At 70.7% G+C, this 19776-nt stretch carries 20 protein-coding genes; 9 read left to right on the top strand and 11 right to left on the bottom strand.

The annotated features are described in order from the left end of the window. The 5 genes from ACXAHD_RS02530 (at position 1) to ACXAHD_RS02510 (ending at position 3961) form a co-directional block, all read left to right on the top strand. Entirely contained in the window at positions 1 to 369 is a 369-nt protein-coding gene (locus tag ACXAHD_RS02530) for a hypothetical protein (protein WP_281554320.1), read from the top strand. Between the two features lie 4 nt (positions 370 to 373). After that, on the top strand, positions 374 to 1312 hold the full coding sequence (locus ACXAHD_RS02525) for an FAD:protein FMN transferase (RefSeq protein WP_281554321.1): 939 nt from the start codon (positions 374 to 376) through the stop codon (positions 1310 to 1312). Beyond that, the gene (locus ACXAHD_RS02520; protein WP_281554322.1) at positions 1309 to 2391 is read left to right on the top strand and encodes a ferric reductase-like transmembrane domain-containing protein; all 1083 of its coding nucleotides are present in this window, start codon (positions 1309 to 1311) and stop codon (positions 2389 to 2391) included. The genes ACXAHD_RS02525 and ACXAHD_RS02520 overlap by 4 nt, the downstream gene beginning before the upstream one ends. Positions 2392 to 2689: 298 nt before the next feature. Beyond that, positions 2690 to 2935 carry a ferredoxin gene (locus ACXAHD_RS02515; RefSeq protein WP_278168406.1) on the top strand — a complete coding sequence of 82 codons (246 nt, stop codon included), beginning with the start codon at positions 2690 to 2692 and terminating at the stop codon, positions 2933 to 2935. 123 nt (positions 2936 to 3058) lie between these two features. Continuing rightward, positions 3059 to 3961: a DUF2726 domain-containing protein gene (locus ACXAHD_RS02510; protein WP_289212616.1), complete on the top strand. Its 903-nt coding sequence runs from the start codon at positions 3059 to 3061 to the stop codon at positions 3959 to 3961. Between the two features lie 157 nt (positions 3962 to 4118). On the opposite strand, the gene ACXAHD_RS02505 is transcribed toward ACXAHD_RS02510, so the two are convergent. The 10 genes from ACXAHD_RS02505 to ACXAHD_RS02460 all read right to left on the bottom strand — a co-directional run bounded on the left by ACXAHD_RS02505 (position 4119) and on the right by ACXAHD_RS02460 (position 14025). Next, positions 4119 to 4463, bottom strand: a complete 345-nt coding sequence (locus tag ACXAHD_RS02505; protein WP_281554324.1) for a histone-like nucleoid-structuring protein Lsr2 — start codon at positions 4461 to 4463, stop codon at positions 4119 to 4121. Between the two features lie 331 nt (positions 4464 to 4794). Continuing rightward, positions 4795 to 5118 (bottom strand): hypothetical protein, encoded by a 324-nt coding sequence (locus ACXAHD_RS02500; RefSeq protein WP_475048319.1) that lies wholly within the window; start codon positions 5116 to 5118, stop codon positions 4795 to 4797. A gap of 91 nt (positions 5119 to 5209) precedes the next feature. Then, a complete protein-coding gene (locus ACXAHD_RS02495; protein WP_281554325.1) occupies positions 5210 to 5758 on the bottom strand; it encodes a DoxX family membrane protein in 549 nt (182 codons plus the stop codon). Between the two features lie 150 nt (positions 5759 to 5908). Beyond that, on the bottom strand, positions 5909 to 6511 hold the full coding sequence (locus ACXAHD_RS02490) for a GTP-binding protein (protein ID WP_281554326.1): 603 nt from the start codon (positions 6509 to 6511) through the stop codon (positions 5909 to 5911). Beyond that, positions 6492 to 6878: a DUF742 domain-containing protein gene (locus ACXAHD_RS02485; RefSeq protein ID WP_281554327.1), complete on the bottom strand. Its 387-nt coding sequence runs from the start codon at positions 6876 to 6878 to the stop codon at positions 6492 to 6494. Before ACXAHD_RS02485 ends, ACXAHD_RS02490 begins: the two co-directional genes overlap by 20 nt. Positions 6879 to 6888: 10 nt before the next feature. Next, positions 6889 to 7305: a roadblock/LC7 domain-containing protein gene (locus tag ACXAHD_RS02480; protein ID WP_281554328.1), complete on the bottom strand. Its 417-nt coding sequence runs from the start codon at positions 7303 to 7305 to the stop codon at positions 6889 to 6891. Between the two features lie 39 nt (positions 7306 to 7344). Further along, positions 7345 to 9846, bottom strand: coding sequence for a sensor histidine kinase (locus ACXAHD_RS02475; protein WP_281554329.1), 2502 nt, complete (start codon positions 9844 to 9846; stop codon positions 7345 to 7347). 134 nt (positions 9847 to 9980) lie between these two features. Further along, positions 9981 to 11690: a prenyltransferase/squalene oxidase repeat-containing protein gene (locus tag ACXAHD_RS02470; RefSeq protein WP_281554330.1), complete on the bottom strand. Its 1710-nt coding sequence runs from the start codon at positions 11688 to 11690 to the stop codon at positions 9981 to 9983. Then, on the bottom strand, positions 11690 to 12598 hold the full coding sequence (locus ACXAHD_RS02465) for a terpene synthase family protein (RefSeq protein WP_281554331.1): 909 nt from the start codon (positions 12596 to 12598) through the stop codon (positions 11690 to 11692). Before ACXAHD_RS02465 ends, ACXAHD_RS02470 begins: the two co-directional genes overlap by 1 nt. After that, a complete protein-coding gene (locus ACXAHD_RS02460) occupies positions 12598 to 14025 on the bottom strand; it encodes a cytochrome P450 (protein WP_475048311.1) in 1428 nt (475 codons plus the stop codon). The genes ACXAHD_RS02465 and ACXAHD_RS02460 overlap by 1 nt, the downstream gene beginning before the upstream one ends. Before the next feature lie 134 nt (positions 14026 to 14159). Between ACXAHD_RS02460 and ACXAHD_RS02455 the strand changes: the two genes are divergently transcribed. After that, the gene (locus ACXAHD_RS02455) at positions 14160 to 16370 is read left to right on the top strand and encodes a sulfatase-like hydrolase/transferase (RefSeq protein WP_475048308.1); all 2211 of its coding nucleotides are present in this window, start codon (positions 14160 to 14162) and stop codon (positions 16368 to 16370) included. 121 nt (positions 16371 to 16491) lie between these two features. Beyond that, positions 16492 to 16668: a hypothetical protein gene (locus ACXAHD_RS02450; protein ID WP_278116793.1), complete on the top strand. Its 177-nt coding sequence runs from the start codon at positions 16492 to 16494 to the stop codon at positions 16666 to 16668. 84 nt (positions 16669 to 16752) lie between these two features. On the opposite strand, the gene ACXAHD_RS02445 is transcribed toward ACXAHD_RS02450, so the two are convergent. After that, the gene (locus ACXAHD_RS02445; RefSeq protein ID WP_281554334.1) at positions 16753 to 17268 is read right to left on the bottom strand and encodes a hypothetical protein; all 516 of its coding nucleotides are present in this window, start codon (positions 17266 to 17268) and stop codon (positions 16753 to 16755) included. Positions 17269 to 17649: 381 nt separating this feature from the next. Here ACXAHD_RS02445 and ACXAHD_RS02440 point away from each other — a divergent pair, with 381 nt between their 5' ends. Continuing rightward, positions 17650 to 19308 carry an ABC transporter substrate-binding protein gene (locus ACXAHD_RS02440; protein ID WP_281554335.1) on the top strand — a complete coding sequence of 553 codons (1659 nt, stop codon included), beginning with the start codon at positions 17650 to 17652 and terminating at the stop codon, positions 19306 to 19308. 22 nt (positions 19309 to 19330) lie between these two features. Beyond that, on the top strand, positions 19331 to 19753 hold the full coding sequence (locus tag ACXAHD_RS02435; protein ID WP_475048305.1) for a hypothetical protein: 423 nt from the start codon (positions 19331 to 19333) through the stop codon (positions 19751 to 19753). Positions 19754 to 19776 lie beyond the last annotated feature (23 nt).

Raw genomic sequence — 19776 nt, 5'->3', positions numbered from 1 at the left:
GTGGGGGAGCGGGAGCTGGGGCTGCGGCGGGTCACGATGATCACCGGCGGGCTGGCCGTGGCGAGCATCGCCGGCACGCTCGGCGTCGCCGTGGTGGCGCACGCCGATCACACGGCGGACCAGGAGGGGAACGCTCCGGCGGGTAGCGTGCAGGGCGAAACTGCGCCGCAGCCGGCCGGTGCCGACGGGCAACCCGATCCGGGTGAGGCGGGTACCGATCCGGCGGCGACGGCCGGCGACGGACAACCTGCCCCGGACGGCGCGACCGAACCGGACCAGCCGGTCGACCGGGCCCCGCCGACGGCCGAGTTTCCGCCGGTGACCGGCGGTGGTGGCCAACCCGGCCAGGCCACCTCCGGCGGGTCGTGAGGCGATGCCGCTGCTAGAAACCCTCCCGGTCGGGCCAGACTGTGCACAGTGGCAGGTGTGGGGAACCCTCGCCAGGGTGGTGGTGAGCGACCCTGCGGCGGTGCCGGCGGCCCGAACGATCGTCGAGGACGTGCTGGCCGCCGTCGACGCCGCCTGCAGCCGGTTCCGCGCCGACTCCGAACTGGTCCGGGCATGCCGCAGCGGAGGAACGCCGGTGCGGATCAGCCCGCTGCTCGCCGGCCTGGTGTCGGTGGCGCTGCGGGCGGCCCGCGAGACCGACGGCGACGTCGACCCGACCGTCGGGTCGGCGCTGTGCCGGCTGGGCTACGACGAAGATCTGCGCTGGGTGACCCTGCACGGACGGCCCGCCGTGCCGCAGACCGTCCCGCCGGCCGCGGACTGGCGTCAGATCCGGCTTGACGGGACCGATCTGGCCGTACCGGACGGGGTGCAACTGGACCTGGGCGCGACCGCGAAGGCCTGGGCGGCCGACCGCTGTGCCCGGGACGTCGCGCGCCGGTGCCGGGTCGGTGTGCTGGTCGCCCTCGGCGGCGACATCGCCACCGCAGGGTCGGCCCCGGAGGGACGCTGGCGGATCCGGGTGCAGGACCGTCCATCGGATCCGGTGTGCGTGATCGGTCTGCCGGCCGGCGGCGCGGTGGCCACCTCGAGCACGGTGAGCCGGCAGTGGACCGCCGGAGACGCAACGATGCACCACATCGTCGACCCCCGCACCGGTACGCCGGCGGGCCGGGTGTGGCGCAGCGTCTCCGTGGCGGCGTACAGCTGCCTGCGGGCGAACACGTTGAGCACCGCAGCGCTGGTGCGGGGTGCGACCGCCGATCGGTGGCTGGCAGGTCTCGGCGCGCCGGCCCGGCTGGTGGCTGTGGACGGCACGGTGCGGACCGTCGGAGGCTGGTCCGCGGAGGAGGAGACACAGTGACGGAGGCAGGGTGGTTCGTCGCGCGCGGCACCGGGGTGACGGCGCTCGTCCTGTTGTCGGCGGTCGTGGTGCTGGGGGTGGGCAGCAGGTCGGGCCGACCGGTGTTCGGCCTGCCCCGGTTCGCAGTGAGCCTGGTCCACCGCAATGCGGCGCTGCTGGCGGTCGGGCTGCTGACGGTCCACGTGGTCACGTTGCTTTTCGATCCGTACGCCAAGCTCCGGGTGTACGACCTGTTCGTGCCGTTCGGCGCCGAGTACCGGCCGCTGTACATGGGGCTGGGCACGCTCGCCGGTGACGTGATGCTGGTGCTGGTGGTGACCAGTCTGCTGCGTCGGCGGATCGGCGTGCGGTTGTGGCGGGCGCTGCACTGGCTGGCGTACGCCGCCTGGCCGGCGGCGCTCGGCCACTCGGTCGGAACCGGCACGGACAGCGGCCAGACCTGGATGGTGGCGGTCAACGCCGGGTGTCTGGCGGCCGTGCTGGGCGCGCTCGGTTGGCGTCTGCTGCTGTGGGTGCGGCCCCGGTCGCGGCGGCGGGCCACCGACGACGCTCCCCGACCCGGGGGGCAGGCCCCCGGGGGATCGCACCGGCGGTCGGGACTGACGACCGACGAGGCAGCCGTCCGTCCGCCGACCGACTGGCTGCACGCCGACCCGCCGGGCGACCGCGCGTCTGCCGGCTACCGACCTGCCGTTCCCGTCGGCTACCGACCTGCCGGTCCTGCCGGCTACCAACCTGCCGAGTATCAGCCGACCGGGCCGATGTGGGACCGTCCGCCTGCGGTAGTAGGTCAGGCAGAGCACCCGGTCGATTCCTACGTCGGCGGCCGGGCCGCCGCCTCCGTACCGTCCAGCCTGCTGGACATGTACCGCAAGCCGGGATCGGTCTTCCAGCCGGCGGACCCGCCGGGCTGGCTGCCCGACGCTGGCGCCGACGGCGACCTCGTCGCCCGGCGACCGCCCGAAGCCGGTGCCATCCCGCCGTACGGTGACTCCGAGGGCTATCGGATTGCGGGCCAGCGTTCCGGCACTCAGGGCGGGGTGAGAGCCCGCGCTGGGAGGGCCGTCAGGCCCGAGTAGTGCGCGAGGAGACGCCCTTCTCGAAGTCGCGGCACCTGGCCCATGATCGCCTCCATGCGGGCCAGGTGCCGATCGCCGAACACCTCGTGCCGAAACTTCGTCACGAAGACCAGAACGGACATGCATCGCGAGAACTCAATGTCTGCCGGTACGGACGCCTTCGTGTTCAGCCATAGACCAACACGGTACGGTGTATCTCGTGCAGCTCCGTCCTTCAGCTTCAGGGCGGACAGGATGCCAGCGTGAAGCTGCTCCACACACGGCCTTCACCGGGTGGCGCCGTTAGGAGTGACGACAGGTGAACGATCCGCACGGTGCACGGTTGCAGATCGACTGGGCTCGCTGTGACGGTCGGGGTCTCTGCATCGAGCTGCTGCCCGAGCTGCTGACCCGTGACGACTGGGGCTTTCCGATTTCCCGGGACGGCAGCCGGGAGCCGGCGGTGCCTGCGGAGCTGCGCCGGCACGCCGACCGTGCCGTGGCGAACTGTCCGGAGCTCGCGTTGCGGTTGACCTCCGCCCAGCCGGCGCGTCGGCGACGCTGACCGCGTGCCGCTGTCGCCGAGCTGACCCACACGTACCGCCGCCGTCCACCCCTGGCTGACGGGCGTCTAGCATGGGCAGGTCCCGCCGGTCGCGGCGTGGCGAGGAAGCCAAGGACACGATCCATGACCAACGACGACGACGTCCGGGAGCCCTGGCTGCGCCCGGTTCTCAGCCTCGCGGAACACGCTGCGGGCGTTCGGCGCGGCGAGCTGTTCGACCGTGCCGGCTGTGTCATCGTGCCGGGCCGGCGGCTCGGGCAGCTGGTGGGTGGACGTCCACCGGGTGTCACCACCCGGCAGTGGAGTGTGGCCACTCGGGCGCGGTTCGATCTCGTGGTCTGTGGTGCCGACGACTACCGTCCGGTCTTCGTGGCCGACTTCGTCGACCCCGCCGACCGGACCGCCGAGCAGCGTCGCGACGAACGAATGACCGACGCCGTGTGCGAAGCGGTGGGCCTGGCGGTGCTGCGGGTCGAGTCGGCGGCGCTGAGGGCGACCGGTCCGGGCCGGCGGGTGGTGGAGTACGTGCTCGACGCACGGACGTTCCAGCAGAGCACGGCCGGGTTGCGGCCCGGTGAGATCGTTGGGGACATCAGCTACCGGGACATCGTCGGCCGGCTGCCGGACGGTCGGACCGGCCAGGTCAACGATCTGGGTGCGGTGGCACGCGTCCGGGCAGTGGAGGCCTTCGTCAGCCGGCAGCTGTCCGATCCGCTCCTGCGTAGCCTGCATGTCGAGTGGAAGGACGGGGGCGCGGAGGGCTGGGCCTGGCTGACTGCCGGCGAGGGTGGGTTGCTGTTCGAAAGGGTACGGATCTGGCCGCACCGGCTGCACTGCGGGATAGCGCCCGGACGATTCGCTGAAGACCTGGCGGCGGCGGCCGTGGGGGAGCGGTTGACGACACTGGAGATCGGCGAGCCGCAGTTGCGTAAGCGCCACGAGCTGGCCGGCGAGTTGCATGCCTTGCTGTCACGCCGTGCCGAGATGAGTGGTGAGTTCGCGTTCGATCATGTGTCGTTCGACTGATCGCGTGCCTCCCAGCCATCCGACCAGGAGGGCGGTGGCGCCGGCGGATGTCCGCCCTGCCGCCGGACGAAATCGTCCGGCGCCGCCGCCGGCGCCGATAACCTAGCTGCCCGAGTGACGCGTGGGCACCTCTGCCGGGAATGTACCCGACGGGTGGTCAGCCCTTGTGGTAGGCGGCGATCACGTTTGCCGGGATGCGACCGCGTTCGGAGACCGGGTAGCCGTTCCTGGCCGCCCATTCGCGGATGGCGCGGTTCTGCTCGCGGTCGGAGCGGGCCGGCGCGGCCGAGAAGCTCCCGCGACCCCCTCGACCGCCAGCGCTGCTGCGGCTCACCCGGGTGCCGGCGGCGATGTACGTGTCTAGGGCTTTGCGCAGCTTGCCGGCGTTCTTCTCGGACAGATCTATGGTGTAAGTGACACCGTCCAGCGAGAACTCGACCGTCCGGTCGGCCTCGCTGCCGTCGAGGTCGTCGGTCAGCAGAGTAATGACTTTCTTGGCCACAGATGCTCACTCCTCGGGATACGGCCGTGTTCGGAATTGAGTCTGACGCATTGGCCATCGATTCCGCAACACTTCGGCCATTGTCAGTGGTCAGGCGGCCGGCGTTCGCTGGTCCGGATCTCGTTCCGGACACCATTTGGCGCTGGCCAGGGGGCGGTCGGTCGAGGAAAACCGGCATCCGGGTGCGGCGGTCAATGCTTGTCCCGGGCGGGGGTCACTGATCATCCGGTCTGCGGGCACTGGCCGGCCACAGCCACGTGGGATGGCCCACAATCCATTACCGAACCGGCGGCGGCTCTCTAGGATTGAGGAGCAGTGACGATCGCCTGGTTCAGGCGACGACCGCAGGAGCGGTGAGCGTCCGGTTCGGACGCTCGGTAGCTGCCGTTTGATGGACGTGGGTGCCGGAGGTGCGTGGCGCACCCACCAAAACCCCCCCTCCCCCCCCCCCCCCCCCACCCCACCCCCCACCCTTTCTCCACTCCCCTCCCCCCCCCCATCCCACCAACCCTTTCTCCTCCCCCCCTTCCCCTTTTTTTTGGGGTGGGAGGGGGAAGGGGGAGGAGAAAGGGGGGAGGGGGGGGGGGGGGGGGGGGGGGGGGGAGAGGGGAGGGGGGGGGTGTGGGCGGCGCCCCCCCCCCCACCCGGCGCTCATGTGCATTCCCTGCCGTCGAAGTGCGCGGGCAGCGGTCGGCCCCGCCGAGTGAATTCAGCGGGGCCGTGACGGTCGACCGACTCGGGGTGGGTCAGCGGAGCCAGGCGTTGCGCCGTACCAGCGGCAGGTTCCGCCACCAGTTGGCCAGGCCGTACCGGAGGCCAGCGCCGGTCGTGGCCAGGCCGAGCAGCACCAGGGCGTAGACCAGGTGGTCGTCCAGGAACGGGTTGGTGGCGATCGGCAGCGACGCCAGCCACATAAGGGCCAGCAACAACGAGCCGGATGCTGCGGCGACCCACATTCCGACGCCCAGGATCAGCGCCACGCCGATGCCGAGCAGGCCGACCATGAACAACCAGTCGGCCCAGGCCTGACCGGCCATGCCGCTGAAGAACTCGCTGAACGGGCCCTCCACGTTGCTGAGGTACCCGGTGGTCGGGGATCCGCCGTTGATCCAGGCGCGCTCGCTGGGGGTCGCCTTGCCGAGGCCGGCGAGCTTGTCGAGGAAAGCCCAGAGAAAGACGAATCCGAGGGCCAGTCTGGTCACTGCCCAGACCACCTCGCCGAACCGGGCCTCGGCGGGCGTGGTGGCGAATCCTCTGTCGGTCGTGGCTGGTGCCGGGTGTGTGGTGCGTGCCATCTCGATCCCCTCCCTGTCGTTGATCGGTGTCGGTGTCCGGCGCTCTCTCCGACACATCGATTGTCAGGGGATTTCCCGGCAGGGCGGCAGGGCCGGAAGTCCCGCCGGCCGGTGCCGGAGGTCGGCCTGTCCGGCGGCTGTCCGGCGGGGCTATCCGACAGCGGCCGACCGGCGTGAGTGATCCCGGGCGTGTTCGAGTAGCTTCACCAGGACTTCCTTGCCGGACTGCCGGTGCCGGGCGTCGCAGAGCACCACCGGCACCTCCGGATCGAGGTTCAGCGCCAACTGGACCTCGCCGAGCGCGTACTGCCGGGCACCGTCGAAGCAGTTGACCGCGACGATGAACGGGGTGCCCCGCTGCTCGAAGTAGTCGATGGACGGGAAACAGTCGGCCAGCCGCCGGGTGTCAGCGAGAACCACCGCACCGAGCGCGCCCATCGCGAGTTCGTCCCAGACGAAGAGGAATCGCTCCTGGCCGGGGGTGCCGAACAGGTAGAGCACCAGATCTTCGCTGATGGTGATTCGGCCGAAGTCCATCGCCACCGTGGTGGTGGACTTCTCCTCCACGCCGGAGACGTCGTCCACCGCGACCCCGACCTCGGTGAGCAGTTCCTCGGTGCGCAGTGGCCGGGTTTCGCTGACTGAGCCGACCAGGGTCGTCTTGCCCACCCCGAAACCGCCGGCGATGAGCACCTTCACCGCGGTCGGTGCGATCGGCCTGGTGCCGGCCGGATCAGAGCGCTCGTAGTCCATTGATAACCGCCTCGAATACGCTGTCGTCAGTCGGGTTCGACGCCGAACGGGGTTCCTGTACCTCGACCAGTGCGTGTTCGAGCAGGTCGCCGAGGAGGACCCGGACGGTGCCGAGGGGCAGATCCAGGTAGGCCGCGACTTCGGCCACCGACAGCGGCTCGCGGCAGCGGTCCAGGATCGACAGGTGCTCCGGGCCGAGACCGGCTTCCGTGGGTGGGGTCCGTGGCCTGGCCAGCACCAACGAGATGAGGTCGAACCGGCCGCGGCGTGGCCGGGTGCGTCCGCCGGTCATGGCGTACGGACGGACCACCGGCCCGGCGTGGTCGTCGATCCACCGGTCCTCACCGGATTCGTCGGACTGGCTCATCGTCGCCGGGTCACTTCTCTGTGTGGTTCTCGGCCGGGCGGCTGCGGGAGGCCAGGTACTTGCCGGCCCTGGTCACCAGCATCGCCATCTCGTAGGCAATCAGCCCCACGTCGGTCTCCTCGCTGGCCAGTACGGCGAGGCAGGCACCGTGCCCGGCCGCCGTGACGAACAGGAACGAGGACTCCATCTCAATGATGGTCTGTCGTACCGGCCCACCGCGGAACCGTTTGCCGGCCCCGCGGGCGAGGCTCTGAATTCCGGCGGCCAGCGCCGCGAGGTGCTCGCCGTCGTCGCGTCCCAGGCCGGCCGAGGAGGCCATCAACAGGCCGTCCACGGAAAGCACGATCGCATGCTCGGCCTGCTTGACCCGACCGACCAGATCGTCGAGCAACCAGGTGAGGTCCGCGATCGAAGCGGTCTGCTGCATCAGTGGTTCTCCTGTTCGTGCCAGCCCTAGCGCTGAGGCTCACGCCGATGGTGGTTTCCGGTCGTCGCCGACCGGGGCGGTGGCCGGTGACTGTCGTTGCGGCGCTGCCGCGGAATCCTCGGGTGGCGGCGCGTCAGGCAGTTGCGCCGCGTCCGATCGACCCTGCCTCGTCCCGCTCTGGTATGCGCTCATCATCCGCAGTACCTGCTCGGCCGGGCGGGCCGGGGGATCGGCCGGTTCGCTCTCCGGGTGCCCGTCCAGCTGCGACCTGTCGGGCGGGTTCGCGCCCGGCCCACCGGCGGATCCGGCGGCTGCGGAGCGTACCCGGACGGGTAGCCCGGACGGGGTGTAGGTCGATGTGTGTGACCCGGCTGGCGGGGCGGCCCGGACCTGGTCAGGATCGGACTGCACCGACCCGGCCGGACCACCCGCCGCTGTCGGTGCGGTCGGCGCGTCGCCGCCCGGTTGCGGTACGGGCTCGGATCGGGCGGTGGCGGCCACCTGGGCGACCGCCCGTACCGTGGAACGCCGCTCGGCGGCCCGACCCGGGCCGGCTGCGGCCGCCAGGGGCAGCGTCTCGACGGCGTCGGTCGCAGCAGAAACAGCCGGGACAGCCGCTGGGAGCCGGTCGCTGGAGCACAGATCCGGGTCGGTGGCTTCGTCGCCCGGCACCACCAGCTCCCGTGGAATCAGCACGACAGCGGTCGATCCGCCGTACGGCGACTCCTTCAGATGCACCCGGATGCCGGTGCGCTCGGTCAGCCGGCTGACCACGTACAGGCCGAGCCGGACGGTGCTGGACAACCGGAATTCCGGATGCTCGGTGATCCGTTCGTTCGCGGCGGCCCGCTCGTCGTCGCTCATGCCCAGCCCGCGGTCCTCGATCTCCACCACGTAGCCGTTGGCGACGAACTGCCCCTTGACCTGGACGGTGGTGTGCGGCGGGGAGAACGACAACGCGTTCTCGATGAGTTCGGCGAGCAGATGGATCACGTCGGCGACGGCCCGGCCGGCCAACGAGACCTGCCCGATCGGAGCGACGGTCACCCGGGTGTAGTCCTCGACCTCGGCGATGGCACCCCGGACCACGTCCACCATCGGCACGTCGCGGCGCCAGGTCCGGCCGGGTGTCGAGCCGGATAGCACGATCAGATTCTCCGCGTTGCGCCGCATCCGGGTGGCCAGGTGGTCGACCCGGAAGAGCTCCTCGAGCTTGTCCGCGTCCTCCTCCCGGCGTTCCATCGAGTCGAGCAGGGTGAGCTGCCGGTGGACCAGCGCCTGGGTCCGGCGGGCCAGGCTGAGGAACACGTCGCGGACGCTGCGCCGCAGCTCGGCCTGTTCCACGGCGGTGCGCACCGCGGTTTCCTGCACCTGGTTGAAGGCGCGGCCCACCTGCCCGATCTCGTCGTTGCCGAACTCCAGCGGCGGTGCCTCGGCCGCCACGTCGACCTCCTCGCCCCGGCCGAGCCGGTCGACCACGCCCGGCAGCCGCTCCTCGGCCAGCCGGTGCGCCGCGTCCCGGAGCCGTTCGAGCTGGGCGACGATCGCCCGTGCGGTGGTGATCGACATGATGATCGACGCGACGACCGCGAGCATGCCGAGACCGGCCGCGAGCAGCAGCCGGAGCAGCACCAGCAGTGCCACCGGCACGGCCCGGTCGACGAGGTCGTCGCCGCCGGCCAGCACGATCGCGTGCAGATCGGACATGGTCGTGTCGGCCGCGGGCCGCCACTGCGCCTCGGTCAACGGTGCCGACGAGGAGGACGGCCCGCTCGCGATGATCCGCTGCTGAGCGTTGCGGAAACGTTCGTAGCTGGCGCTGTCGACCAGTTCCGCGTACCGGGCCCGGTCCGGTTCCGGCAGTTCCACCACAGTGGCGTCGACGAGGAATTCCTGTGCGCCGACCAACTGTACGAACCAGGTGTGCTCGGCTGTGGTGAACCGTTCGGCGACGATCACACCGGCGATCAGCGCATCCTGCTGGGCGACCAGTTCCTGGCTCCGGTTGAGATCGGTCAGGGTCGCCGTGTCGTCGGCGATGTCGCGTTCGTCGAGGTTGCCCAGTGCACCGAACAGTTGGAAGAACGCGGCGATCGTGTTGGTGTAGGCCCCGTGTGCGCTGCCCCGGTCGACTTCCCGTGCCTCGACGGCGTCGCGGGTGGCGCGTAGCTCGGTCAGCCACCGTACCGTGTCGGCGACTTGTTGTTCCAGTCCGGCGCCGGCCGCGAGGTCCGCCCACCAGTGCTGGGCGGATGCCTGAAATTCGTTCGCGAGCAGTTCGTTTGCCTCGCGGAGCTCGACCAGTTCGCTACGGCGTTCGTCGGTTGGCCCGGCCAGGTATTCCATCGCCAGCCGTCGCTCGGACTGCAGTCCGAGCAGCAACGGCTCGCTCGGCTGGTAGATCTGGCTGTCATAGGTCTGCACCCACAACAAATTCAGGCCGTCGCGCAGGGTCACCCACGCGGCGAATGCCCACAGCGCGCTGAGTGACAGCAGCAGCGCGACAATCTTGGTACGCAGGTGAAATCCGCGTGACACCATTACACCGTCCCCGGCCTGACCTGCGAATATCTCGTCATCTGCCTGCTACTCCTGGCCGTACATACGCGGACTGTGCCGCGCCTGTTCATGAGCGCATCGGCACGGCGCACGCTAGCAGCGTCGCGGTCCGTGGCTCAAGCGTGCCTGTTGACGCCGGTGACGCGTGCCCGGTGCGCGAGTTTGCCGGCGGCCACGATCTCCGCCGCGACCACTGTGACCGGTTGGTAGAGGTCTTTGTCGTGCCAGAGCGCCGGCCCCTGGTCGGCGGTGGACGGTACGAGATGGGCGGCGCCCCGGCGGGCGGCCCGCAGCATCCGGTCACTGGGTGGGTCGGTGGTGTCGAGCAGGATCCGTACCGCGTACGCGGTCTCCTCGGCGGTGCCGTGCCAACGCCCCCAGGAGCCGTCTGGCCGTTGGGTGCGCAGCACCCAGTCCACCGCCCGCAGCACGGCGGCAGCCGGCCGGGCTCCGGTGCCGGCGGCGGACAACGCCAACGCGCAGGCGGCGGTCGCGTAGTACGGCGAGGCGTGCCAGCGGTCCTGCCAGGAGCCGTCGGGTTGCTGCTGGTCGCAGAGCCAGGCGCTGATAGACCGGTGGAGTACGTCCAGGTCGGCGGCGCGACGTCCACCCCCGACCGCCTGAAGGCTGTCGAGGGCGTGTGCGTTGGTGGTCACCGAAGTTCCGTCCTCCCCCGGCCAGGTGGCGATGTGGTCGCCGGCCCAGAAGCCGAGCAGCACCGCCGGATCGGCCGGCTGTCCGAGCAGCGCGAGACAGTGCAGGACCACGGCGGTGGTGTCGGCGTCCGGCGGCAGGCCCGCACCGGTCGCTGCTCCGGCCGGGGTGAGCGCCGCACGCAGCGATCCCGGCAGTTCGGGCGGAACCAGCACGGCGACGTCGGCGCGCAGCAGGGTGGTCAGAACCCAGGCCCGTTCGAAGACGGCGACCGGCGTGGCACACGGCACCGGACCGTGGTGTTGGTGTACCACCGCTTCCAGATAGCGGCGCGCGGGCATCGGGTCGACCTCGGTGTGGACCGGATCGATGGTGGCGAGCCAGGCCGCGGTGGCGGCCGGCGAACCGCCGACCGTGCCGGCCTGTCCGCCTGTCCCGGACCCCGCGAGCGGGTGGGCCGGCACGGGGGCCACCGCTGGACGGCCCAGCGGCGCCACCTGGTTGGCGAAGGTCTCGTACGCGTGCAGCAGCTTCGTCGGCACCGGCCGGCCACCGGCGGACAGCCGGCGCACCGCGTCCAGCCGGTCGGAGTCGAGTTCACCTCGCAGCCGTAGTGGGGGGTCGCTCGCGGGCAGGCCGGGGCGGTGCCGTAACCGTTGGTTGATCCGGCCGACCAGCGCTGCCACGATCAGATCAGCGGCGGGGGTGTCGGGCAGTGTCCCGCCGGCCGCCGCTGCGAGGATCCGGTGCGCGGCGGTCAGCCCCCGCGTCGTCGCGTCGGTCAGTGGCGTCGCGTCGGTCAGTGGCGTGGCGCTGGACCGGACCGGCGGTACGGCCCTGACGCCGAGCAGCGCCTCGACGGCGCTCAACGTCGGGACCAGCGCGTAGCCGCCCGGACCGCCCCAGCTGCCGTCCGGCTGCTGGCTGGCCAGCAGATAGCGCACCCGGGCCCGGTGCCCGGTTAGCCAGGGGGCGAGACTGACCAGTCGGGCGGTCTCGTAGACGGAGACATCGGTGCGGCCCCAGGGCTGACCGGGCAGCCGGTCCACGATCTCCTGCGCGGCCCGGTCCCAGTTGTCCGTGACCGGTCCGACGTACCGTCGGGCACGGACCGGGACCGGGTCGGCCGTGGCGCGTCCGCCACCGGGCGCGGCCCGGCTTCCGGTGACCATCACAGCTCTCCCCAGAAGTCGGTGACCCGGTAGAAGCCGCTGGTGTACCCCAGCTGCCGGGACAGGTAGGCGGCCTGGTTGGGGCAGCGGATCTCCAACGGCCGCAGCAGGTCGCGGCACCGGTCCACCAGATGTCCGATCTGGTCCTCCACGACACCCCGGTCGGCGGTCAGCAGCAGCGCGTTGAGGTCACCCCAGGTGGTGTCCCGCTTGATCGAGGCGAGGTCGTTGACCAGCCGGAGCACCCGCTGCACCTCCCGGCTGACGGTGATCAGCTCGGTCAGGTGCGCCAGCGTCGGCCCGTCGCCCAGACGCAGCCAGTGCGTCACGTTGACGAAGGTCGACCCGAAGTTGTCTGCGTTGTCGAGGTAGTCGGCGAAGGTCGGGCCGGCTTGCGCCGGGGTGGCGCGGCGGGCCGCCTTCCACCGCCATTCCCGGTGCATGGCGGTGAGCGTCCGGTCCAGCTCGGCCCTCCAGCGGTCCCGTCGGTCGGCGAAGGCGGGTGCCTGGTCGAGTTCGGCGACGATGTCGGCGAGGAATCGGCCGAGTTCGTCGTCGGGCCCGGCTGCGGCGCCGTACGCCACGGCGCGGCACCGGTCGACGAGGGCGACGATCTCGTCGTCGGTCGTGGCCTGGTAGTCGATCAACCAGTCGGCGGCGAACACCCACAGCGCGGCCCGGTTGGCCAGCCGTAGCTGCTCCGGGGTGCACCAGGGCGCGGCGAACGCGGTGGCCAGCGAGATCGCGGCGCTGACCGCCGGGTCGAACGGGCGGGCCGGGAACAGACCGGGGTAGGCCCGGGTGTGTTCGGCCAGGTCACGCTGACCGTGGATCGCGATCGCGCAGATCCGGCCGTTCTCGGCCGCGCTCTGCAGGTTCGCTGCGGCCGATGAGGACACCGTGTGCATCAGACCGTCCGGGAGAGGGCGGCCGGTTCGATCCGGACCCGTACCGGTGCGTCGGTCCGTACCGACGCACCGGCCTGCGGCGTGGGCAGCCGGCCGTCCGTCACCCGCACCCGGAACCGGCTGAGGATCGTGGCGACGATCAGCGACGCCTCCAGGTAGAACAGGTGCTGGCCGAGGCACTGGTGTGGTCCGCCGCCGAACGGGAAGTGGGCGTACCGCTGCCGACGCCGGGCCGACGCCGGGGCCGACGGACCGGCGTCGGTGTCTTGCGTACCGTCGGGGTCGAACCGGTCGGGGTCGAACCGGTCCGGGTCCGGCCAGACCGTGGGCAGTCGGTGGGTCAGGTACGGGCTCACCATCAGCTGCGCGCCGGCCTTGATGCGGACGCCGTCGATGACGTCGTCGGCGAGCGCGGTACGCGGGATCAGCCAGGCGACCGGGTACAGCCGCAGCAGTTCGTCCAGCACCATGCGGGTGTAGCGCAGCCGCGGCAGGTGCTCGCGGCGGACCGGTCCGGCGCCGACCACCTCGTCGATCTCCCGCTGCAGCCGGTCGGCGACCGCCGGGTGCCGGTGCAGCAGCGGCCAGAGCCAGGTCAGTACGCCGTACGTGGTCTCGGTGCTGGTGGCGAACATGGCCACCGTGTCGTTGCGGATCTGCGCCTCGTCGAAGCCCCGGCCGTCGCGGTCGCCACCTCGGACCAGGGTCCCGACGACATCGTCTGTGTCGTCGCCGTCGGCCCGGGCCTGCCGAACCACCGGCAGCACGATGTCGTCGATGGTCCGGACGGCCTGACGGAACGCGCGGTCGCGGGGCAGTGGGACCGCGTTGGGCACGAACGGCAGGAGCAGCCTCGGCAGTACGGCGGTGGCGATGGTGTCCTGGGCCGCGGTGATCCGCAGCGCCTGGTCGGTGGTGAACCGGTCGGCGAACATCACCCGGACGATGGCGCGGCAGACCAGCCGGGCCAGTTCGTCGCCGATGTCGACGGTGTGTCCGTGGCGGGCCGCGTCGGCCAGTGGCCCGGTCGCGTCCGCGATCGCCGTGGCCAGGTCGTCGGTGAGGGCGTCCAGCCGGCGGGCGGTGAACAGCGGCTGCAGCGTACGGCGGCTGTCCGACCAGACCGGACCTTCGCTCAGGATGCCGTCGCCGAACAACCGCAGGATGGGCCGCCAGAGCAGGCCACGGCCGTCGCGCAGGTAGCTGGCCGCGTTGTCCCGCAGCACGTGCGCCACCTGGGCGGGATCACTGACCAGATAGAGCCGGGCCGGTCCGGCGGACAGCCGGACGATGCTGCCGTCGGCGTCGGCGGCGAGCCCGACGAGGGTCTGCAGCGGGTCGCGGACCAGCCCGGGCAGGACGCGTAGCGCCGCGACCGGACGCATCGGGGCGGGAGAGGCACCCGGTCGGGGTGTCGGACCCGTCATGCGATCACCTGCACACGATCTCCGTTCCGTCACCTGACCGCAGGGTCCACCGGGTCGACTGGTGACTGATTGGAAGCAAAGGACGACGTTCGGCTGATCATGCCATGGTGATCACAGGCAATCTAGATTCATAGATGTTAAGTTCTCCTTTGGTTCGCGCGCCTTTGCGCACAACCAGGCGTACGGTCGTCTGCGCCGGCAGTCGGCGTGGCCCGGTGTGGTATGAGTGCACGGTGACCCAGACCCAGCCCGGTGCCGGTGCCGGTGCCGACGACCCGAAGCCGGACCCCCGACGGGTGTCCGGCTGGTCCACCCTGGTGGAGTTGATCGCGCTCTGCGGGCTCGTGGTGACCCAGCCGCTGCTCGACGTGATCGGTCGCAGCCCGGATTTCTTCTTTTTCCACGGTGCCGGACCGGCCGCCGTACTCGCTCTGGTCGCGGTGATCGTGCTGGTTCCACCGGTACTGTTGTGGGGTCTCGGCTGGTTGATCGGGCTGGCCGGGCCGGCGGTGCGGCGATGGACTCATCTGATCGTGCTCGGCGGTCTGACCGTGTTGCTCATGGTGCAGATTGCAAAGGCGTTGATCGATGTGCGTGGCCCGCTGCTGGTGTTGCTCGCCGCTGTCGCCGCCACGGTGCTGCTGGCCGGGTACGTCCGGTCGACGGTCGCCCGGCAGGTGCTGCGGGTCGCCGCGGTCGGTCCGCTGGCGTTCGTGTCGCTGTTCGTCTTCGCCTCGCCGTCGTCGGCGGTGCTGCTCGGCCGAGAGACATCCGGCGCGCCGGTGCGCAGCATCGGTCCGCATCCGCCGGTCGTCGTGATCATTCTCGACGAGTTCCCGCTGGTGTCACTGCTCGACGAGCGGGGTGAGATCGACGCTGGGCTGGTGCCGAACTTCGCCCAGCTGGCCGCCGGCTCGACCTGGTACCGCAACGCGACAACGGTGAGCGGCAAGACCGTCAACGCGGTGCCGGCGATGCTGACCGGACGGTACCCGACCGGGGAATTGACCCCGCACTACTCGCAGCACCCGGACAACCTGTTCACCCTGCTCGGACCGGCCTACCAGGTCGAGGCCTGGGAGAACGTCACCCAGCTGTGCCCGCCGCAGCACTGTCGGGGACGTCCCGGGCAGGACCGGGGCAGTCTGCCGGTGATGCTGCGGGAAACCGCGGCACTGTACGGCCAGTTGATCTCCCCGGACGATTCGCTGGACGACCCGGCGGCGAGTTTCCGCGAACCGACGGTGGCCGACGACATCCGGGCCAACGACAAGTCCCCGGACGCCGGCCCCGGGTTCCGGATGAGCAGGTTGAAGGAGAACCAGCCGGCCAGGTTCACCGAGTTCCTCGGTTCGCTGCGACCCCGGGACACCCCGACGCTGCACTTCCTGCACCTGCTGATGCCCCACTCGCCGTGGACCTATCTGCCGAGCGGGATGCGGTACGACGGTCCGGGCGGGCTGCCGTACGACGGACCCTGGTGGGCCCGGCTCACCCATCAGCGGCACCTGCAGCAGGTCGGCTACACGGATCTGCTGGTCGGTGAGGCGTTGCGCACGCTGCGGGCGAACGGACTCTACGACGACGCGCTGATCGTGGTGACCTCCGACCACGGCGGCAGCTTCAGCGAGGGGGTCGCCGGCCGGGAGATGGACGACCAGTTCGCCGCCGCCGCCGAGCTCGCCTGGGTGCCGCTGTTCGTCAAGGAGCCCGGCCAACAGGCCGGGCGAATCGATGATCGCAACTGGGAGCAGGTCGATCTGCTGCCGACCGTCGCCGACCACGCCGGGGTGCAGGTGCCGTGGCGTACCGATGGCATCTCCGCGCTGCGCGGCGAGCGGGAGACCACCGACAAGCGGTTCGACCCGCGACCGGGCGAGCCGGTGACGATCGACGGCCCGGCCCACTTCGCGGCCGTACAGGCGGGTTCCAGCGCCCGGCCGGTGTTCCCGCCGCTGCCGGCGGCGGACCTGATCGGCGTGGCGGTCGACGATCTGACTGTGGTCGACACGGGCCCGCCAGCGACCGTGACGAATCTGTCCGAGTACCAGGACGTCCGGGCGGAGCGTGGCAAGATTCCGGCGTTGGTGCACGGCACCCTGCCGGAGTCGGTGCCGGTCGGCGCACCGGTCGCGGTCGCGTTGAACGGGCAGGTCGGCACCGTGGTCCAGGCGGCCCGCGACGGTGCCGGTCAGCTCCGGTTCGTCGGGCTGATCCCGGACGAGCGACTGTTCGTCGCCGGTGCCAACCGGTTGGAGCTGTTCCTGGTGGTTGACGCCGAGCACGCCGGCGACGGCCCGACCGCAACCGCGCCGACTCTACGGCGCCTGCCCACCACCGGCTGATCCGAGACGCCCACCCACCTGCGGCCGGTCCACCCCGCCGATCGTGTCCGATCAGGCTTAGCGGAGCGGGCCGCCGGGTATGTGTCTGCCGGGTGTCGATACCCGACCGAAGGAGGCGACCATGGTCGGCAGAATGATCAAGCGCTGGGCGGTCGTCGCGGTCGCCGTGCCGCTGGCGGCAGCCGGGGCGCGCAAGCTCAGCTCGGTGGTGGAGTCCCGCAGGGGCCCGTCGTCGCGTACCTCGAAGCTGCTACGGCAGGCGGGGGACGCGCTGCACCGGAACAAGCGGCGTCGCTGAAGGCGGTACGCCGCGACAGGTTGCCCGGTCCGGAGCACAACGGTCGGGGTCCGTTGCCACCGGACCGGGCATCCGCCTCTCAGGTCAGGACGGGCAGTTGCCGGCCGCCCGGCGCTTCTCGATCGCGTCGGCGGCGCCCGAGGCGTACTCGACGAGCACGCCGCCGCCCGGGTCGAACCGCCAGGTGTCCTGCACCAGCCGCAGTGAGCTGTTGCCCACGGTGTCGTCGCGGCGCCAGGTCAGGTCGACGGCCGTCTCGTCGACCGGTGTCACCTCCTGCAGCTGGAACTCGACGCCGTCCTGCACCGGGCACGCCTCGTTGGTCTCGACGAACACGTCCTCCGGCACCGACTGCTGGGCCTCGGCGGTCCACAGCTGCCAGGCACCCGACCAGTCGCCGCCGGCGATCAGGTCGAACTCCTGCTGAGCGACGTCGAGCGCTTCGGCGACGTTGACCTGGATCGGCTCGCGGGTCTCGGTCGGCGAGTCGACGCCCGGGACCGACGGGGTGCCTGGGGACCCCGTCGGGGGCGGGGTGCAGCCGGCGACGAGTGTCAGGGCGGCCACCCCGACGAGTACGCTCGCGGTAGAGCGGCGCATGACCGTTCCTCCTCTCGGTGCGCCTCCGGCAGGGGACGGCTTTGGGAGCGCTACCAGAGGTCAATCTGGCAGCTTAGGCCCAGCATCAACTTTTGTCGATCACCTGCGGGCGGTCGGATCGGTGCCGTGTATCAGGTGTGTGAAACCTTGTGAACAAAGTTGCGCCGGTGGCCTCGGCCTTTTGGCTGCTCTGCCTCGCCACACGCCGAGATAGTCTCGGTGAACGGGTTTCACCTCTTGTTCACTAACGTTCAGCCTGATAGAACACGGGGGGTGGCGCGCCGTACTTCGCGGCCCGCTTCGCCGCTTGACCCGCTACCTGAACGCACAGCTACCTGATTGCAAGGTCACCCTCGCCGTTCACGACGGAGGACTTCTCCCATGGCTGGTACCTCTCCGCAGGGCGGATCCGCCCCGCCCGCCCTCTCCCGCCGGTCGGTGCTCCAGCTCGGGGGCATCGGCGCGTTCCTGTTCGCCACCGGCGCCTGTGCCTCCGGCTCGGGCACCGACGGCTCCGACGACGCCTCCCCGGGCACCTCCGCCGACACCCTGCGTATCGCCGTCTCCAGCTACCTGAGCAGCTGGGACCAGGACTTCGTCGGCTTCGACCCGGTCGCGCTCATGCTGTACAAGAACGTCTTCCCGTACATGATCGACTACGGGGTCACCGAGGTCGACGGCTCCCGGATCCTCGACACCGAGAACGTCATGGCGACCTTCGCCGAGTCGTTCGAGCCGAACGAGGATCAGACCGTCTGGACCCTCAAGCTGCGTCAGGGCGTCACCTTCGCCAGCGGCAACGAGATGACCGCCGCCGACGTCAAGTGGTCCAAGGACCGGGCCTTCGCTGCCCAGGCCAACGTCGCCGGCATCTACCGGACCATCGGTTTGACCGAGCCGGACCAGGTCACCGTGGTCGACGACTACACGGTGCAGTTCACCCAGGCGTTCCCCAGCGCGTTGACCCGGCAGATCCAGGCGATCTCGCTGTACGTCTTCGACTCCGAGGAAGCGAAGACGCACGCCACCGACGCCGACCCGTGGGCCACCGAGTGGTTCGCCAACAACGCCCCGACCGGCGGCTACTTCAACGTCGAGCGGGCCGTGCAGGGCCAGGAGATCGTGCTCGCCGCCAACGAGGGCTACTCGGGCCCCGACCCGGCGCAGACCAAGACCATCCGGATCTCGGTGGTCCCGGCCGCCGCCAACCAGCGACTCCAGCTGGAAGCCGGCGACATCGACGTGGCGCTGGGCATCGGCCAACGCGACATCGCCGACCTGAAGAACACCGACGGCGTCAAGGTCATCTCCGCGGCCAGCAACGAGCAGGTCGCCATCCAGATGTCGGTGACCACCGCGCCGTTCGACAACGTCGACGTCCGCAAGGCCCTCGCCCACGCGGTGCCGTACGACCAGATCATCAACAACGTGTACGGCGGCGACGCCCGCCCGACGAAGAGCCTGGTGCCGCTGGACATGCCCGGCTACGACGAGCGCGGCTACCCGTACGGCTACGACCCGGACGCCGCCCGCGCCGCGCTCGCCGCCGCCGGGGTCGACCAGGTCAGCTCCGAGCTGGTCTACGCCACCGACAACGACACCCAGCAGCAGATCGCGGTTTTGGTGCAGAGCGAGGCCCGCAAGGTCGGCATCGAACTGGAACTGGTCCCGCTGGACCCGGCCACCCTCGCCGAGCGGCGGCAGCAGAAGAACATCCCGCTGCAGATCACCGCCGGTCAGCTGTGGGTCAACGACGTCGAGTACATGCTGGCCACCAGCTTCGTCGAGGGCGCCAACCTGAACTACTCCAACTACGTCAACCAGGAGCTGGAGGAGATCTACGAGCGGTCGCACACCGTCGTGGACCCGGCCGAGCGCAACGAACTCTGGCTGCGGGTGCAGGAGATCCTGGCCGCCGACGTGCCCTGGGTGATCTTCTGCCAGCCCAACTTCAACCTGCCGGTACGCGAGGACGTCGCCGGCTGGGTCCAGCCCATGGACGGACTGGCCCGGCTGCGCTACCTCCACGCCTCGGCCTGACCCACTCCGGCACCCACCCCTCATGCGCATCGCCCGCTTCGTCGCCCGCCGGCTGCTGCAGCTCGTACCGGTGCTGCTCGGCGTGATCGTCGCGACCTTCGTCCTGGTACGGGTGCTCCCCGGGGATCCGATCCGGACCATCCTCGGCCCGAACGCCACCGAGGTCGAGGCCGCCGCCGCCCGGGCCCGCTACGGACTGGACCAGCCACTGTGGAAACAGTTCCTGGACTACCTGGGCGGACTGCTCACCGGTGACCTCGGCACGTCGATCCAGAGCGGCAACGCGGTCGCCGGCGAGCTGGCCCTACGGGTCGGCCCCACCCTGCAACTGGTGGTGCTGGCGGTCGCCGTGGCGGTGCTCATCGCCGTGGGGGGGGGGGGGGGGGTGGGGGGGGGGGGGGGAAGGGGAGGAGGAAAAAAAAGAGAAGGAAAGGGGGGGGTGTAGGAAAACACGGAGGGAGGGTGGGG

The sequence above is a fragment of the Micromonospora sp. ABR4_055 genome (genome assembly GCF_056160425.1).
Note: the sequence above shows the minus strand (reverse complement) of the source record. Positions and strands in the feature narration are given on the sequence as shown.

Bases quoted from the DNA above. Each gene is read 5' to 3' on its own strand.
- ACXAHD_RS02510 (WP_289212616.1), top strand. From the start codon at position 3,059: ATGACCAACGACGACGACGTCCGGGAGCCCTGGCTGCGCCCGGTTCTC.
- ACXAHD_RS02455 (WP_475048308.1), top strand. From the start codon at position 14,160: ATGTTAAGTTCTCCTTTGGTTCGCGCGCCTTTGCGCACAACCAGGCGT.
- ACXAHD_RS02495 (WP_281554325.1), bottom strand. From the start codon at position 5,758: ATGGCACGCACCACACACCCGGCACCAGCCACGACCGACAGAGGATTC.
- ACXAHD_RS02490 (WP_281554326.1), bottom strand. From the start codon at position 6,511: ATGGACTACGAGCGCTCTGATCCGGCCGGCACCAGGCCGATCGCACCG.
- ACXAHD_RS02480 (WP_281554328.1), bottom strand. From the start codon at position 7,305: ATGCAGCAGACCGCTTCGATCGCGGACCTCACCTGGTTGCTCGACGAT.
- ACXAHD_RS02475 (WP_281554329.1), bottom strand. From the start codon at position 9,846: ATGGTGTCACGCGGATTTCACCTGCGTACCAAGATTGTCGCGCTGCTG.
- ACXAHD_RS02435 (WP_475048305.1), top strand. From the start codon at position 19,331: ATGCGCATCGCCCGCTTCGTCGCCCGCCGGCTGCTGCAGCTCGTACCG.
- ACXAHD_RS02470 (WP_281554330.1), bottom strand. From the start codon at position 11,690: ATGGTCACCGGAAGCCGGGCCGCGCCCGGTGGCGGACGCGCCACGGCC.
- ACXAHD_RS02485 (WP_281554327.1), bottom strand. From the start codon at position 6,878: ATGAGCCAGTCCGACGAATCCGGTGAGGACCGGTGGATCGACGACCAC.
- ACXAHD_RS02445 (WP_281554334.1), bottom strand. From the start codon at position 17,268: ATGCGCCGCTCTACCGCGAGCGTACTCGTCGGGGTGGCCGCCCTGACA.
- ACXAHD_RS02465 (WP_281554331.1), bottom strand. From the start codon at position 12,598: ATGCACACGGTGTCCTCATCGGCCGCAGCGAACCTGCAGAGCGCGGCC.
- ACXAHD_RS02500 (WP_475048319.1), bottom strand. From the start codon at position 5,118: ATGAGCGCCGGGTGGGGGGGGGGGCGCCGCCCACACCCCCCCCCTCCC.
- ACXAHD_RS02440 (WP_281554335.1), top strand. From the start codon at position 17,650: ATGGCTGGTACCTCTCCGCAGGGCGGATCCGCCCCGCCCGCCCTCTCC.
- ACXAHD_RS02450 (WP_278116793.1), top strand. From the start codon at position 16,492: ATGGTCGGCAGAATGATCAAGCGCTGGGCGGTCGTCGCGGTCGCCGTG.
- ACXAHD_RS02460 (WP_475048311.1), bottom strand. From the start codon at position 14,025: ATGACGGGTCCGACACCCCGACCGGGTGCCTCTCCCGCCCCGATGCGT.
- ACXAHD_RS02525 (WP_281554321.1), top strand. From the start codon at position 374: ATGCCGCTGCTAGAAACCCTCCCGGTCGGGCCAGACTGTGCACAGTGG.